The following is a 13,204-nucleotide window of genomic DNA, read 5'->3' as shown; positions in this document are numbered from 1 at the left end:
GGCAGATCCAGGCCGCTTGCTGCTGCGGCCTGGACCGAATGTTACCCGAGCACCATGGCGGTGAAGGGATAGACATAGGCCTGCAGGGTCACGAAAAGGCCGACCAGGCAGGCCAGGATGATCGAGTGCAGGAATACATAGCGCAGGATCGTGCCTTCATGGCCGTACCAGTTGGTGGCAGTTGAGGCCACGACGATCGACTGCGCATCGATCATCTTGCCCATGACGCCGCCGGAGGAGTTGGCGGCGGCCATCAGCACGGGTGACAGGCCCAATTGCTGCGAGGTGATCTTCTGCAGATTGCCGAACAGTACGTTGGAGGAGGTGTCCGATCCTGTCAGCGCCACCCCGAGCCAGCCGAGCAGCGTTCCGAAGAAGGGATAGAACACGCCTGTGGCCGCGAAGGCGAGGCCGAGGGTGGCGTCGACGCCGGACAGGCGCGTCAGCGTGCCGATGGCGAGCATGGCCGAGATGGTGATCAGCGAGATCGAGCACACCTTGATGGTACGGCCATATTCGACGATCAGCCGGGCGGGCGAGAACCCCATCAGCAGGCCGGACACGATGGCGGCCAGCAGCATGCCCGTGCCGGTGAAGGAGAGATAGGTGAAGGCGAACACCGCGCTTTCGGGCGTGGGCTTGGCCACTACGGGGGCGACCTTGTTGATCTGGTTGTGCAGCTCCGGCACCTGGTAATTCCAGGAGAAGATGGCGTTGGCCCAGGTCTTGAAGGCGCCGGTGCCCCAGACCAGCATGAAGATGCACACCAGGATCCAGGGAAGCAGGGCGCCCCAGAGCTGGGCCTGCGTCAAGGGCTTGCGATCGGCCTCCGTACGGGCCTTTGCAAGGCTCGCCGACGGATCGTTGCTGCGCAGCGCCGGCGACAGCCACAGCTCCCTCGGCTGCCAGATCTTCAGGAAGAGGATCAGCGAGCCCATCGAAACGAGCGAAGCCCCGATATCGACGATCCAGGGATTGATATAGTTGGAAATCAGGAATTGCGGCACGGCGAAAGAGATGCCCGTGACCAGGATAGCGGGCCACACCCCGATCATGCCGCGCCAGCCCGCGAAGGCGCCGATCACCCAGAAAGGGACGATCAACGAAAACAGCGGCAATTGCCGGCCGACCATGGCCCCGAGCACATAGGGATCGAGCCCGGTCACCGACGCAAGGCCCTGGATCGGCGTGCCCAGGGCGCCATAGGCGACCGGTGCGGTGTTGGCGATCAGAGAAAGGCCGGAAGCCGCGAGTGGCGAGAAGCCGAGGCCGATCAGGATCGCTCCGGTGATGGCGACGGGCGTGCCGAAGCCGGAAGCTCCTTCAAAAAAGGCGCCGAAGGAGAAGGCGATCAGCAGCAATTGCAGGCGCCTGTCTTCGGTGACGCCGCCGATCGCCCGTTGCAGCAATTCGAAGCGGCCGCTCTCGACGGTGATGCGGTAAAGATAGATCACGTTGAGAACGATCCAGCCGATCGGGAAGAAACCGGTGACGACGCCGAGCAGGGACGCCCGGATCGACAGGCCCGCGGGCATGGTAAAGATGAATATCGTGATGAGATTTGCGACGATGAGCGCGATCACCGCCGCGATATGAGCCTTGACCTTGCCGCTCGCGATCAGAACTAGCAAAGTTACCGCAGGGATGGCGGCTGCGATGGTGGACAGTACTTCGTTGTCGAGAGGGTTGTAAGTCTGGTTCCACATGTGATGGCTTCCCGATGACGACTTTTATCGTTGGGTATGCCACGCGGAAGTTCGGCCGATTTGACCGGAAAATCAAGATAGGTGCTCGGATGCGGCCCTGCCCATCTACGCAGGGCCGTGCGGCCGTTCAGTCCTAAGACTTCACGCGCACATAGCTGCCCGGTGCGTCGCCGAGGGGCTTGCGGCGCCCGCCGGGTTTGCGCTTGTCGGCGGGGACCTCCTCCGGCGCCTGCTTCTTGAGCCAGGTCAGCCAGTCCGGCCACCAGGAGCCGGGATGTTCGGTGGCAGCCTCCAGCCAGTCCTCATAGCGGCCCGTCGGAGGGCCGCCGAGCCAATATTGATACTTCTTGCGGGCAGGTGGATTTACCACGCCGGCAATGTGCCCGGAGCCGGACAGGACATAGCGCACCGGCCCCCCAAAGGCCTGGGCTCCAGTGAAGACGGAATTGGGCGGGGCGATGTGGTCCTCGCGCGTCGCCAGTTCATAGATCGGGATCGTCACCTTCTTCAGATCGAGGGTCTCGTCGCCGACCACCATCTGACCGCGCGTGAGATTGTTCTCCAGATAACAGTTGCGCAGATAGAACGAGTGGTTCTTCTCGGGCATGCGGGTGGCATCCGCATTCCAATAGAGCAGGTCGAAGGGCGTGGGCTGCTTGCCGCGCATGTAATTGTTGACGAGATAGGGCCAGATCAATTCCTGGCTGCGCAGCATGTTGAAGGCGGCGGCCATCTTGGAACCGGGAAAATAGCCGTGCTCGGCCATCATCTTCTCGATCCACTGGATATGATCCTCGTCGGCGAAGACCTTGAGATCGCCGGCCTTCTCGAAATCGACCTGCGTGGCGAACAGGGTGGCCGAGGTGATGCGCGTGTCGCCCTTGGCGGCCAGCCAGGCCAGCGTTACCGCGAGCAGCGTGCCGCCGACGCAATAGCCGATGGCGGAGACTTCCTTCTCGCCGGTGATCTTGCCGATTTCGTCGAGCGCCGCGATCGGGCCTTCCTTCATATATTCGAAGAAGCCCTTGTTGCGCTGCTTCTCGTCCGGGTTGACCCAGGAGATGACGAAGACGGTCAGGCCCTGGTCGACGCACCATTTGATGAAGCTCTTTTCGGGCGTCAGATCGAGCACGTAGAATTTGTTGATCCAGGGCGGGCAGATCAGGATGGGCCGCTTCAGCACGCTGGACGTCGTCGGTGTATATTGCAGCAGCTCCATGGTGGCGTTGCGGAACACCACCTTGCCCGGCGTGGTGGCGAGATTGACGCCCACCTCGAATTTCGAGGTGTCGGACTGGCGGATCTTCAGCTCGCCTTCGCCGGCATCGATGTCCTCCTTCAGCATCTCCAGGCCGCGCACCAGATTTTCGCCATTCTCGGCCAGCGTGTCGCGAATGAGCGAAGGATTGGTGGCGATGAAATTGCTCGGCGAAATCGCGGCCGAGACCTGCCGCACGTAGAAATCGGCCTTGTGGCGCATACGAGGCTCGAGTCCGTCGGCATCGTGCACCAGCTTTTCCGCCCAGCGGCTGGTGATCAGATAGGCCTGCTTGAGCAGGTCGAAATACTGGTTCTGGCTCCATTCGGGATCCCGGAAGCGGGCATCCTTGGGGTCGGGTTCCGCCACAGGCTTGGCGTCCTCGCCGGCCATGCGCTGCAGCGAGGAGGCCCAGAGGGACATGAAACCGCTGGCGAGGCTGGTCTGGGCCTGCAGGGCGCGCTGCGGATCGGACAGCCAATACTGGGCCAGGTGACCGATGGAATTGACCGCGTCGGCGACTTCCTCGCTGATGTCGCTCTTGACCCTGCCATCCTCCCGCGGGCGCAGATAGGCCGCGAGAGCCTTGCCGCCTTCCTCCACCGCGCGACCCATATTGCGGGCGAGCGCCTCGATATCGACCGGGCCGAAGGATGCCAGGGACTCAGCCGAGAGAAGCGGGTTGGAGTTTTTTTCGTTCTTCATCGCATCCGATCTTGGCTCTTAGGGCCCTTCATTAGAACATGTTTTTCCCTCCTGTGAATGCTTCTTCGCATCGCTTTGTGAACCATGCCGTCGATTTCATCGATTTTCCCTGTTTGCCGATGGGCCGGCGCTCTATAAGAGGGGGGAGAAATTGCGAGAACGTCATGCGGATCCATTCCTTCCTCGTCGTCGCCGCATTGGCCGGCATCGGGCTTGCCAGCTGTGCCGGAGGCTCCGGCCAGACCAGCAAGCGCTTCGGGCTGACATCGGGTCCCTTGCCGACACCTCAACCCTTCGTGACGCAATCCCGCGCGAGTCAGCCCAATGTCTATCCGCGGATCGGCGCTCTGCCGCCGCCGCGCAGCGACCAGATTCTCTCCATGAGCGAGCGCAAGGCGCTGGAGGCCAGCCTGCTGGCGACGCCAGGGCGGCAGCCGAGTCCCGAGGAACTCAAGGCGCGTGCGCAAGCCAATCGCAAGGTGGCCCAGAAGCGCGTGCCGCCATCCCAGCGCAAGCATGTCGGCTTCTTCCCGCCGCAATGATTGGTATCGCGTTGCCGTAGATCGATTTTTCGGGGCGGGCGCAGATTTTTGGCATTTCTTTTGCCATCATTCATCGAAATGATTTAGAGGTTCGGTCCCCGCAACCCTGAATGCGCCGTCGCGCGAAAGCACCGTCATGTCCGACTTTTACTCAACCCGACGTTTGCCGCCCTATGTCTTCGAGCAGGTCAACCGGGTGAAGGCGGCAGCACGCGGGCAGGGGGCAGACATCATCGATCTGGGCATGGGCAATCCCGACCTGCCCACTCCGAAATTCATCACCGACAAGCTGATCGAGACGGCCCAGAAGCCGCGCACCAATCGCTATTCGGCGTCCAAGGGCATTCCGGGCCTGCGCAAGGCTCAGGCCAATTATTACGCCCGCCGCTTCGGTGTGAAACTCAATCCAGACACGCAGGTCGTCGCCACGCTCGGCTCCAAGGAAGGCTTCGCCAATATGGCGACCGCCATCACTGCGCCCGGCGACGTGGTGCTGTGTCCCAATCCGTCCTACCCGATCCACGCCTTCGGCTTCCTGATGGCGGGCGGCGTCATCCGTTCCGTGCCGGCCGAGCCGAACGAGGATTTCTTCCGCTCGGCCGAGCGGGCGGTGAAGCATTCGATCCCCAAGCCCATCGCGGTGATCGTTTCCTATCCCGCCAACCCGACGGCCTGCGTGGCCAGCCTTGATTTCTATCGGGACCTGATCGCCTTCGCCAAGGCGAACGACTTGTTCGTGCTCTCGGACCTTGCCTATTCGGAAATCTATTTCGGCTCGGAGCCGACACCGTCCGTGCTGCAGATTCCCGGGGCGATGGATGTCGCCGTCGAATTCACCACCCTGTCCAAGACCTTCTCGATGGCGGGTTGGCGCATGGGCTTTGCGGTGGGCAATGAGCGGCTCTGCGCCGCGCTCGCCCGCGTGAAGTCCTATCTCGATTACGGCGCCTATACCCCGATCCAGGTCGCTGCCGCCGCGGCGCTGAACGGACCCGAGGACTGCATCGCCGAGATGCGCGAGACCTATCGCAAGCGCCGCGACGCGCTGGTCGAGAGCTTTGCCCGCGCCGGGTGGGACGTGCCGATCCCGCCGGCCTCGATGTTCGCATGGGCGCCGATCCCGCCCAAGTTCAAGGAGCTGGGCTCGGTGGAATTCTCCAAGCTGCTGATCGAGAAGGCGTCCGTCGCGGTGGCGCCGGGAATCGGCTTTGGCGAGCATGGCGACGATTTCGTGCGCATTGCCTTCGTTGAGAACGAGCAGCGCATCCGTCAGGCGGCGCGCAACATCCGCAAATTCATGGACGGTGCCGACCAGACTTTGCACAATGTGCTGCCGCTGACGAAATCGGCATGACGGGTGCTTTGGTGTGCCGGTCTTCTGACCGAGCGTGAGATTCCAGGCCGTTCCGAAGAGACCGACCCAATAAAGGCAAACCGAGCAGCGAAGAGCCCTCTCTTTGTCATGCCCGGGTTTTATCCCGGGCCACTGATACCGCTACCACCTAAGATTACGGCTCTGAATTGCCGGGACGAAGCCCGGCAATGACAAAAAGTCGAGTTTTATGGCTCAGTGTCTGAAGACCGGCACAACGATACCTAAAAATGCATGGCTGACAGGCAGTAAAAAGACGACTGCCTGTCTTTCCCTCATCGATTTCAAATGGTAAACGATCGCGCCAACCCAGCTCCGGCGGCACGGATTCCAGCCCCCCGAAGCCGGATCGATTCCGCTTTTACTGATTGAGAGTTGGCAATGACACGCATCGTTGATTCATCGCTTTTCCCTGAAGCGCTCACCTTTGACGATGTGCTGCTGACGCCCGGGCACTCCGAGGTGCTCCCGGCCCAGGCCGACATCCGTTCGCGCGTCACCCGTTCCATCTCTGTCAACCTGCCGCTTCTGGCTTCGGCGATGGATACCGTCACCGAGGCGAACATGGCGATCGCCATGGCGCAGAATGGCGGCATCGGCGTGATCCATCGCAATCTTACCCCCGAAGAGCAGGCCGAGCAGGTCCGCCAGGTCAAGCGTTTCGAGAGCGGCATGGTGGTGAACCCGATCACCATTCCGCCGGAGGCGACGCTGGCCGATGCGCTCGCCCTGATGAAGCGCCATCGCATCTCCGGCATTCCGGTCGTCACCGGCGCGGCACCGGGCGTGCCGGGCATCCTGGTCGGCATCCTCACCAACCGCGACGTGCGCTTTGCCGACAAGCTCGACCAGCCGGTGGCCGAACTGATGACCAAGGAGCGCCTGGTCACCGTGAAGACGGGCGTGGCCCAGGAAGAGGCCAAGCGCCTGCTGCACCAATATCGCATCGAGAAGCTGTTGGTGGTCGATGAGGATTATCGCTGCGTCGGGTTGATGACCGTCAAGGACATCGAGAAGGCCACGCTCCACCCCAATGCCTGTAAGGACGAGCAGGGGCGCCTGCGCGTCGCCGCCGCCTCCACCGTCGGCGATGGCGGTCATGCCCGCTCCGAAATGCTGATCGATGCCGGGGTCGACATGATCGTGGTCGATACCGCCCATGGCCACTCGCAGAAGGTGCTGGATGCGGTCTCGCGTATCAAGCGCCAGTCCAATTCCGTGCAGGTGGTGGCCGGCAATGTCGCCACCGGCGAGGCGACCCGGGCCCTGATCGGGGCAGGCGCCGATTCCATCAAGGTCGGCATCGGCCCGGGCTCGATCTGCACCACCCGCATCGTTGCGGGCGTCGGCGTGCCGCAGCTCACCGCCATCATCGACTCCGCCAACGCAGCCCGCGAGCACGACGTGCCTGTCATCGCCGATGGCGGCATCAAGACCTCGGGCGATTTTGCCAAGGCGATCGCCGCCGGCGCCTCCGTCGCCATGGTTGGCTCGATGCTGGCCGGCACTGACGAGACCCCCGGCGAGGTCTATCTCTACCAGGGCCGTTCCTACAAATCCTATCGCGGCATGGGCTCGATCGGCGCCATGTCTGCCGGCTCGGCCGACCGTTATTTTCAGGCCGACATCAAGGACTCGATGAAGCTGGTGCCGGAGGGCATCGAGGGTCAGGTTGCCTATAAGGGGCCGGTTTCGGCCGTGCTGCACCAGCTCGCCGGCGGCCTACGCGCCTCGATGGGCTATGTCGGCGCCGAGACGATCACCGATTTCCAGGAACGCGCCAAGTTCGTGCGCATCTCCAATGCGGGCCTGCGCGAAAGCCATGTCCATGACGTGACCATCACCCGCGAGAGCCCGAACTATCCGGGACGGAATTGATCCTTCCCGGGGGCGTGGACAACAGCCACATTGAACCACGTTCAATGTGGCGGCGACGTCCGCCTCTTGTTTTTTACAAACGCCACGTTTCCAAGAGCGGGCAAGAGTCCGCGCTCCAGGTGATCCTTGACCCCCTCCGCCCGTCTGTCCGCCGCCATCGAAATCCTGGCCGATATCGAAGCCCGCCGCCGTCCCGCCGCCGATGCGCTCAAGGATTGGGGGCTCTCGCATCGCTTCGCCGGTTCGGGCGATAGGGCGGCGCTGGCAGGACTGGTCTATGACACCCTGCGCCGCCGCGCTTCGGCACGCTGGCTGATGGACAGCGAGACACCGCGCGCCTCGCTGATCGGCATGCTGGTCCTGCAGCGCGGCGAAACGGTCGAAACGCTCGACACACTGTTCACCGGCGAGCGCTTTGCACCGGAGCCGCTGACGGCGGACGAGCGCAAGGCCTTGGCCGGACGCAAGCTCGAGCAGGCGGCGCCCGATATCCAGGCGGATGTTCCGAACTGGCTGTGGTCTTCCTTCGAGGCGGCCTTCGGCGGGGACGCCATTGCCGAGGGGCGGGCTTTGGCCGAGCGCGCGCCGGTGGATCTGCGCGTCAATACGTTGAAGGCTTCCCGCGACAAGCTCCTCGCCGAACTCGAGCCGCTCCACGCCAGTGCGACACCGCTGTCGCGCTGGGGCGTACGCGTGCCGCTCGGCCCTGACGGCCGCAGCCCGGCCATCCAGGCCGAGGAGAGCTTCCAGAAGGGCTGGTTCGAGATCCAGGACGAAGGTTCGCAATTGGCCGGCCTCGTCGCGGCCGCCAAGCCGGGCGAGCAGGTGCTCGATCTGTGCGCCGGCGGCGGCGGCAAGACGCTGGAATTCGCGGCGGCCATGGAGAACAAGGGCCAGATCTTCGCCACCGACAGCGACAAGCGCCGCCTGGCCCCGATCCACGATCGGCTGACCAGGGCGGGCGTTCGCAACGCCCAGGTCCGCACACCGCGAGGAGGCCTGGCAATCGACGACCTCGATGGCCGCATGGATCTGGTGCTGGTGGATGCGCCCTGCTCGGGAAGCGGTACCTGGCGCCGCAACCCGGATACGAAATGGCGCATGCGCCCCTCGAGCCTGGCCGACCGCCAGAAGGACCAGGCCGCGGTGCTGAGGGCAGGGGCCAGGGCGGTGAAACCGGGTGGGCGCCTGGTCTTCGTTACCTGCTCCGTGCTGCCGGAGGAGAACGATGCCTCGGTGAAGGCCTTCCTGGCCGATCATGCCGATTTCACTGCCGCGCCTTTGCCGGAACTGGCCAAGGGCGCCGGGCTCTCGGCCTTCGCGCGTTTCGGTTCGTCGGGTGGCACCGGCCTGCAGCTCTCGCCCCATCGCTCCAGCACCGATGGCTTCTTCATCGCCCTGCTGCATCGGAAGTGATCTCTCGGTGGGGAGATGGGCGCCACGGCACCGTCTCGTCCTTGTTCGACTGGTCGCGATCCGTAAGATGGCGTGAGTGCACTGGCGGAGCGGTGGGCATGACAAACAGGGCTGGCCATTTTTTACTGGGTCTTGTGCTCGCTGCTTGGTTTGCCGCTGCACAGAGCGCGTGGGCGGGCAACGGGGGGCAAGCGCAGGCAGACGAACCGGCTGCGGCGGGTGAGACGCCCACGTTGAAGCTCATAGGCGAATTCCGCGCTCTGCCGTTGTTGAAATTTCTGGAGGCCCTCCGACTGCTTCATGCTTCGGAAACGGCGGAAGCGGCCGATTTTTCGATCACCGCGACCGGGCGGCAGTTTGCCTGGCAGTATGAATACCGGACCCCCTGAGGAGAAACAGGCCGGGGCCTGCATCGTCACGGGACCGCTGGCGGTGCCGCTCGGGCAGAGCGTCGATGTCATGGTGACTTCCGAGGACGTCATCCACGAATGGAGCGTTCCGGCTCTCGGGATCGAGGTTGACGGCATTCCCGGCCGGCTGAACGTGGCCAGGCTGGACACTTCGAGACCGGGGCGTTTTATGGGAGGTGCCACGAAAACCTCCGGCAAGGGGTTCGAGGCCATGACCATCGAAGTGAAGGTCATGCAGCCGGAGGCGTATGCAGGCTGGGCGCGCGAGAACCTGGAAGCGAAGGGATGTGCCAGGCAGGTCCGCGCGGACTGAGCCTCATGGTAGTCATCTTCACTGTCGATTTTGCATAAAACTCGCCTTTGATAGCTCTATTATTTTGCGAATTCGCAATAAAACGTCATTCCCTCGGTTGCATCGAAAGCTCCGGTCGACTACCTCCCTGCCATGACACACAGCGCCATCCTCATCATCGATTTCGGTTCTCAAGTCACCCAGCTGATCGCACGCCGCGTGCGAGAAGTCGGGGTGTACTGCGAGATCCATCCCTTCCAGAGCGCCGCCGAGGCTTTCGAGAAGCTGAAGCCGAAGGGTGTGATCTTCTCCGGCGGGCCGGCCTCGGTGACGACGGAGGGCAGCCCCCGCGCGCCGCAGGCGGTGTTCGATTCCGGCGTGCCGATCCTGGCGATCTGCTATGGCCAGCAGACTCTGGCGACCCAGCTCGGCGGTCAGGTCGAGGGCGGCCATGCCGCCGAATTCGGCCGCGCCGATGTCGAGATCCTGGAGGCGAGCCCGCTGTTCGAAGGCTTCTGGGAGCCGGGCAAGCGCTATCCGGTGTGGATGAGCCATGGCGACCGCGTCACCCAACTGCCCGCCGGTTTCAAGGTGGTTGGCACCTCCGAGAACGCCCCCTTCGCCATCGCGGTGAACGAGGAGCGGCGTTACTACACCACCATGTTCCACCCGGAGGTGGTGCATACGCCCGATGGCGGCAAGCTCCTGAAGAACTTCGTGCAGAAGATCGTCGGCATCGAGTCGGACTGGACCATGGCGGCCTATCGGGCCGAGATGATCGAGAAGATCAGGCTGCAGGTCGGCAAGGGCAGGGTGCTTTGCGGCCTGTCGGGCGGCGTCGATTCCTCCGTGGCGGCCGTGCTGATCCACGAGGCGATCGGCGACCAGCTCACCTGCGTCTTCGTCGACCACGGCCTGATGCGGGCCGGGGAAGCCGAACAGGTCGTCGGCCTCTTCCGCGAGCACTACAACATTCCCCTGGTGCATGTGGATGCGTCGGAGCGCTTCCTCGGCGAGCTTGCCGGCGTCACCGATCCGGAGGTGAAGCGCAAGACCATCGGCCGCCTCTTCATCGAGGTGTTCGAGGAGGAGGCCCGCAAGATCGCAGGAAAAGGTGAAGGACCGGCCGAGTTCCTGGCCCAGGGCACGCTCTATCCCGACGTGATCGAGAGCGTCTCCTTCTCCGGCGGCCCCTCGGTGACGATCAAGTCGCACCACAATGTCGGCGGCCTGCCCGAGCGCATGAACATGAAGCTGGTGGAGCCGCTGCGTGAGCTCTTCAAGGACGAAGTCAGGGCGCTCGGGCGCGAGCTCGGCCTGACGGAAGCCTTCGTCGCGCGCCATCCCTTCCCGGGGCCGGGCCTCGCCATCCGCATTCCCGGCGAGATCACCCGGGAAAAACTCGACACGCTGCGCGCGGCCGACGCGATCTATCTCGACGAGATCCGCAAGGCCGGCCTCTACGACAAGATCTGGCAGGCCTTCGCCGTGCTGCTGCCGGTGCGCACTGTCGGCGTGATGGGCGACGGCCGCACCTATGACAGCGTCTGCGGCCTGCGCGCCGTGACCTCGGTCGACGGCATGACCGCCGATTTCTTCCCCTTCGACATGAACTTCCTCGGCCGGGCGGCGACCCGCATCATCAACGAAGTGAAGGGCATCAACCGCGTGGTCTACGACGTGACGTCGAAGCCCCCGGGCACGATTGAGTGGGAGTGAGGGGAAGCGGCTGTGATAGGCGCTTGATGATGTGCCTTGACGACGGTCCCGGCCGAGCTGCCAGGAGCAATCAAATGCTTATCCGCCTGCGTGGCCGTTGCCACCGTGCGCGGCGATGAACATGGCGACGGCCGACCGGCAATAGGATTCGATTTCGGTGTCGTCCTCTGCTCTCGCCTCATCGAAGCGTGCGATAATCAGGAGATCGGATCCTTTGAAAAGCGCGGCAAACAAGCGGGCGGACCGGCGAGGAGCGGGCACGTTCAGAACCGCCTTCGCGTGCAGCTGACGCAACAGGGCCTCGATTTGCGCGATGACATGGGCGGGGCCGGCTTCGTAATGGAGCTTGCTTAACGATTTTTGATTTGTCTTGTCGGCCATGACCATGGCTTCGACACTGCGGACGTCCGGGCTCAGCAGCGTGCGAAGCAGGGATGATCCCGCCGCCATCAGCTGATCTTCGGCCGATCCCTCGACGCCTTCAAAAAGAGCCTGCGGGGCGAACTGATGGCAGCGGGCCGCCATGGCCGCGCTGAACAGCGCCTCCTTGTTCTCGAAGTGCCGATAGATGCTGAGCTTGGATATCTTCGCCCGCTGGGCGACCTTGTCCAAGGTCGTCGCTTGAAAACCCAATTCCACAAAGAGTTCGTACGCTGCGTCGACTATCGTTTGGCCAAGCGCCTCGTTGGCAGGCCGGCCGCGCCGGCCCTGGCTGTTTTTGGTCACGGCAATTCCAGTACTTGACAGTATCCTAATGCTTGCATTACGATACCACGCAGTATCTGAAATGTGCAAGCCAATAGGTGGGTTTCAATCATGTCCTGCAAATCCGGGACGCCGTCGATATCGACTGCGGCATCGTCCGGTCGGTCAACACAGTGACGGGCGACTTTCTCGCCGATGCCGAAGCCCTGCTCGCTGCCTGTCTCGAGCGTGTATCGCTCGACGATATCACGTGTCAGGCCCAACCCGACCCCCTCCCTCTACAACTCGGAGCCGATCACCATGGATGACGTCATCATCATCGGCGGCAGCTTTGCCGGTCTCGCCGCCGCCCTGCAGCTCGGCCGCGCCCGCCGCAAGGTCACCGTTCTGGATACCGGCCTGCCGCGCAACCGCTTCGCCGGCCGCTCGCATGGCCTCCTCGGTCACGATCACAAGCCGCCGCTGGACATCCTGGCCGAGGCGCGGCAGCAGCTGGCGCGCTATCCCACCATCAAGCTGGTCAATGCCCGGGCCGACGGCATCTCCGGCGTCATCGACGATTTCTCCGTCCTCACTGCCGATGGTGAAAGCCTCAGCGCGCGCCGCCTGATCCTGAGCTATGGCGTCGCCGACCAGATGCCTGATGTTCCGGGCTTTGCCGAAGGCTGGGGCAAGTCGATCGTGCCGTGCCCCTATTGCGACGGCTTTGAAGTCGCCGGCCAGCATTGGGGCCTCGTCTGGTCCGGCCGGCAGTCGCACAATCAGGTCAGGCTGTTCCACGATTGGACTGACAGGTTGACGGTCTTCGCCGATGGTCATGACATTCCGCCCGATATCCGGGCCGACCTGGCGCGCCGCAACACACCAGTCGTCGATGGCCGGATCATCGAGATCGTCAATCACGGGGGCCATGACGCCACCGTCAAGCTCGATTCCGGCTCCAATGTCGCGGTCGACATCCTGTTCGCGCATCCGCGCAACAAGCCGTCAGCAAGCCTGCATCAATCACTGGGCCTTGCCACGGTCGATACGCCCCTCGGCATCATCCTCAAGGTCGACGAGCGCCGCGAAACCAGCATACCCGGCATCTACGCCGCCGGTGACCTCGCCAACCCCCTTACGCCGCCATCGGTCACCCTGGCATCATCGCACGGCGCGATGGCGGGTATCTCTGCCCAGCAGTCGATGCTGGTTTGACAGC

General features: G+C 63.4%; 12 protein-coding genes. 8 read left to right on the top strand and 4 right to left on the bottom strand.

Annotated elements, in window-relative coordinates:
- Nucleotides 1-41: 41 nt before the first annotated feature.
- The gene (locus tag J8I29_RS26745) at nucleotides 42-1,706 is read right to left on the bottom strand and encodes an L-lactate permease (protein WP_209433993.1); all 1,665 of its coding nucleotides are present in this window, start codon (nucleotides 1,704-1,706) and stop codon (nucleotides 42-44) included.
- Between the two features lie 133 nt (nucleotides 1,707-1,839).
- Nucleotides 1,840-3,669 (bottom strand): class I poly(R)-hydroxyalkanoic acid synthase, encoded by a 1,830-nt coding sequence (gene phaC, locus J8I29_RS26740; RefSeq protein ID WP_209433992.1) that lies wholly within the window; start codon nucleotides 3,667-3,669, stop codon nucleotides 1,840-1,842.
- A gap of 164 nt (nucleotides 3,670-3,833) precedes the next feature.
- On the opposite strand from phaC, the gene J8I29_RS26735 reads away from it, so the two are divergent.
- The 7 genes from J8I29_RS26735 to guaA all read left to right on the top strand — a co-directional run bounded on the left by J8I29_RS26735 (nucleotide 3,834) and on the right by guaA (nucleotide 11,298).
- The gene (locus J8I29_RS26735; protein ID WP_105862987.1) at nucleotides 3,834-4,211 is read left to right on the top strand and encodes a hypothetical protein; all 378 of its coding nucleotides are present in this window, start codon (nucleotides 3,834-3,836) and stop codon (nucleotides 4,209-4,211) included.
- Nucleotides 4,212-4,347: 136 nt separating this feature from the next.
- Nucleotides 4,348-5,565, top strand: a complete 1,218-nt coding sequence (locus J8I29_RS26730) for an LL-diaminopimelate aminotransferase (RefSeq protein WP_105862988.1) — start codon at nucleotides 4,348-4,350, stop codon at nucleotides 5,563-5,565.
- A gap of 399 nt (nucleotides 5,566-5,964) precedes the next feature.
- The gene (gene guaB, locus J8I29_RS26725) at nucleotides 5,965-7,461 is read left to right on the top strand and encodes an IMP dehydrogenase (RefSeq protein ID WP_105862989.1); all 1,497 of its coding nucleotides are present in this window, start codon (nucleotides 5,965-5,967) and stop codon (nucleotides 7,459-7,461) included.
- Nucleotides 7,462-7,587: 126 nt separating this feature from the next.
- Nucleotides 7,588-8,877, top strand: coding sequence for an RsmB/NOP family class I SAM-dependent RNA methyltransferase (locus J8I29_RS26720; RefSeq protein ID WP_209433991.1), 1,290 nt, complete (start codon nucleotides 7,588-7,590; stop codon nucleotides 8,875-8,877).
- A gap of 98 nt (nucleotides 8,878-8,975) precedes the next feature.
- Nucleotides 8,976-9,266 (top strand): hypothetical protein, encoded by a 291-nt coding sequence (locus J8I29_RS26715; protein WP_209433990.1) that lies wholly within the window; start codon nucleotides 8,976-8,978, stop codon nucleotides 9,264-9,266.
- Nucleotides 9,247-9,600, top strand: coding sequence for a hypothetical protein (locus J8I29_RS26710; protein ID WP_209433989.1), 354 nt, complete (start codon nucleotides 9,247-9,249; stop codon nucleotides 9,598-9,600). Before J8I29_RS26715 ends, J8I29_RS26710 begins: the two co-directional genes overlap by 20 nt.
- 132 nt (nucleotides 9,601-9,732) lie before the next feature.
- Nucleotides 9,733-11,298, top strand: coding sequence for a glutamine-hydrolyzing GMP synthase (guaA, locus tag J8I29_RS26705; protein ID WP_209433988.1), 1,566 nt, complete (start codon nucleotides 9,733-9,735; stop codon nucleotides 11,296-11,298).
- A gap of 78 nt (nucleotides 11,299-11,376) precedes the next feature.
- Here the strand turns inward: guaA and J8I29_RS26700 are convergent, their stop codons facing one another.
- Nucleotides 11,377-12,024, bottom strand: coding sequence for a TetR/AcrR family transcriptional regulator (locus J8I29_RS26700; protein ID WP_209433987.1), 648 nt, complete (start codon nucleotides 12,022-12,024; stop codon nucleotides 11,377-11,379).
- A complete protein-coding gene (locus tag J8I29_RS26695) occupies nucleotides 12,021-12,266 on the bottom strand; it encodes a hypothetical protein (protein WP_209433986.1) in 246 nt (81 codons plus the stop codon). Before J8I29_RS26695 ends, J8I29_RS26700 begins: the two co-directional genes overlap by 4 nt.
- 37 nt (nucleotides 12,267-12,303) lie before the next feature.
- Between J8I29_RS26695 and J8I29_RS26690 the strand changes: the two genes are divergently transcribed.
- Complete coding sequence (locus tag J8I29_RS26690) at nucleotides 12,304-13,200, top strand: NAD(P)/FAD-dependent oxidoreductase (protein ID WP_209433985.1); 897 nt, start codon at nucleotides 12,304-12,306, stop codon at nucleotides 13,198-13,200.
- Nucleotides 13,201-13,204: the final 4 nt, after the last annotated feature.

This window comes from Labrys sp. LIt4 (assembly GCF_017813775.1).
GTDB classification, from domain to species: domain Bacteria; phylum Pseudomonadota; class Alphaproteobacteria; order Rhizobiales; family Labraceae; genus Labrys; species Labrys okinawensis_A.
The sequence above is the reverse complement of the archived record's forward strand: the minus strand, read 5'-3'. Positions and strand labels throughout refer to the sequence as shown.

Bases quoted from the DNA above. Each gene is read 5' to 3' on its own strand.
- phaC (WP_209433992.1), bottom strand. From the start codon at position 3,669: ATGAAGAACGAAAAAAACTCCAACCCGCTTCTCTCGGCTGAGTCCCTG.
- J8I29_RS26730 (WP_105862988.1), top strand. From the start codon at position 4,348: ATGTCCGACTTTTACTCAACCCGACGTTTGCCGCCCTATGTCTTCGAG.
- J8I29_RS26690 (WP_209433985.1), top strand. From the start codon at position 12,304: ATGGATGACGTCATCATCATCGGCGGCAGCTTTGCCGGTCTCGCCGCC.
- J8I29_RS26710 (WP_209433989.1), top strand. From the start codon at position 9,247: ATGAATACCGGACCCCCTGAGGAGAAACAGGCCGGGGCCTGCATCGTC.
- J8I29_RS26735 (WP_105862987.1), top strand. From the start codon at position 3,834: ATGCGGATCCATTCCTTCCTCGTCGTCGCCGCATTGGCCGGCATCGGG.
- J8I29_RS26715 (WP_209433990.1), top strand. From the start codon at position 8,976: ATGACAAACAGGGCTGGCCATTTTTTACTGGGTCTTGTGCTCGCTGCT.
- J8I29_RS26745 (WP_209433993.1), bottom strand. From the start codon at position 1,706: ATGTGGAACCAGACTTACAACCCTCTCGACAACGAAGTACTGTCCACC.
- guaB (WP_105862989.1), top strand. From the start codon at position 5,965: ATGACACGCATCGTTGATTCATCGCTTTTCCCTGAAGCGCTCACCTTT.
- guaA (WP_209433988.1), top strand. From the start codon at position 9,733: ATGACACACAGCGCCATCCTCATCATCGATTTCGGTTCTCAAGTCACC.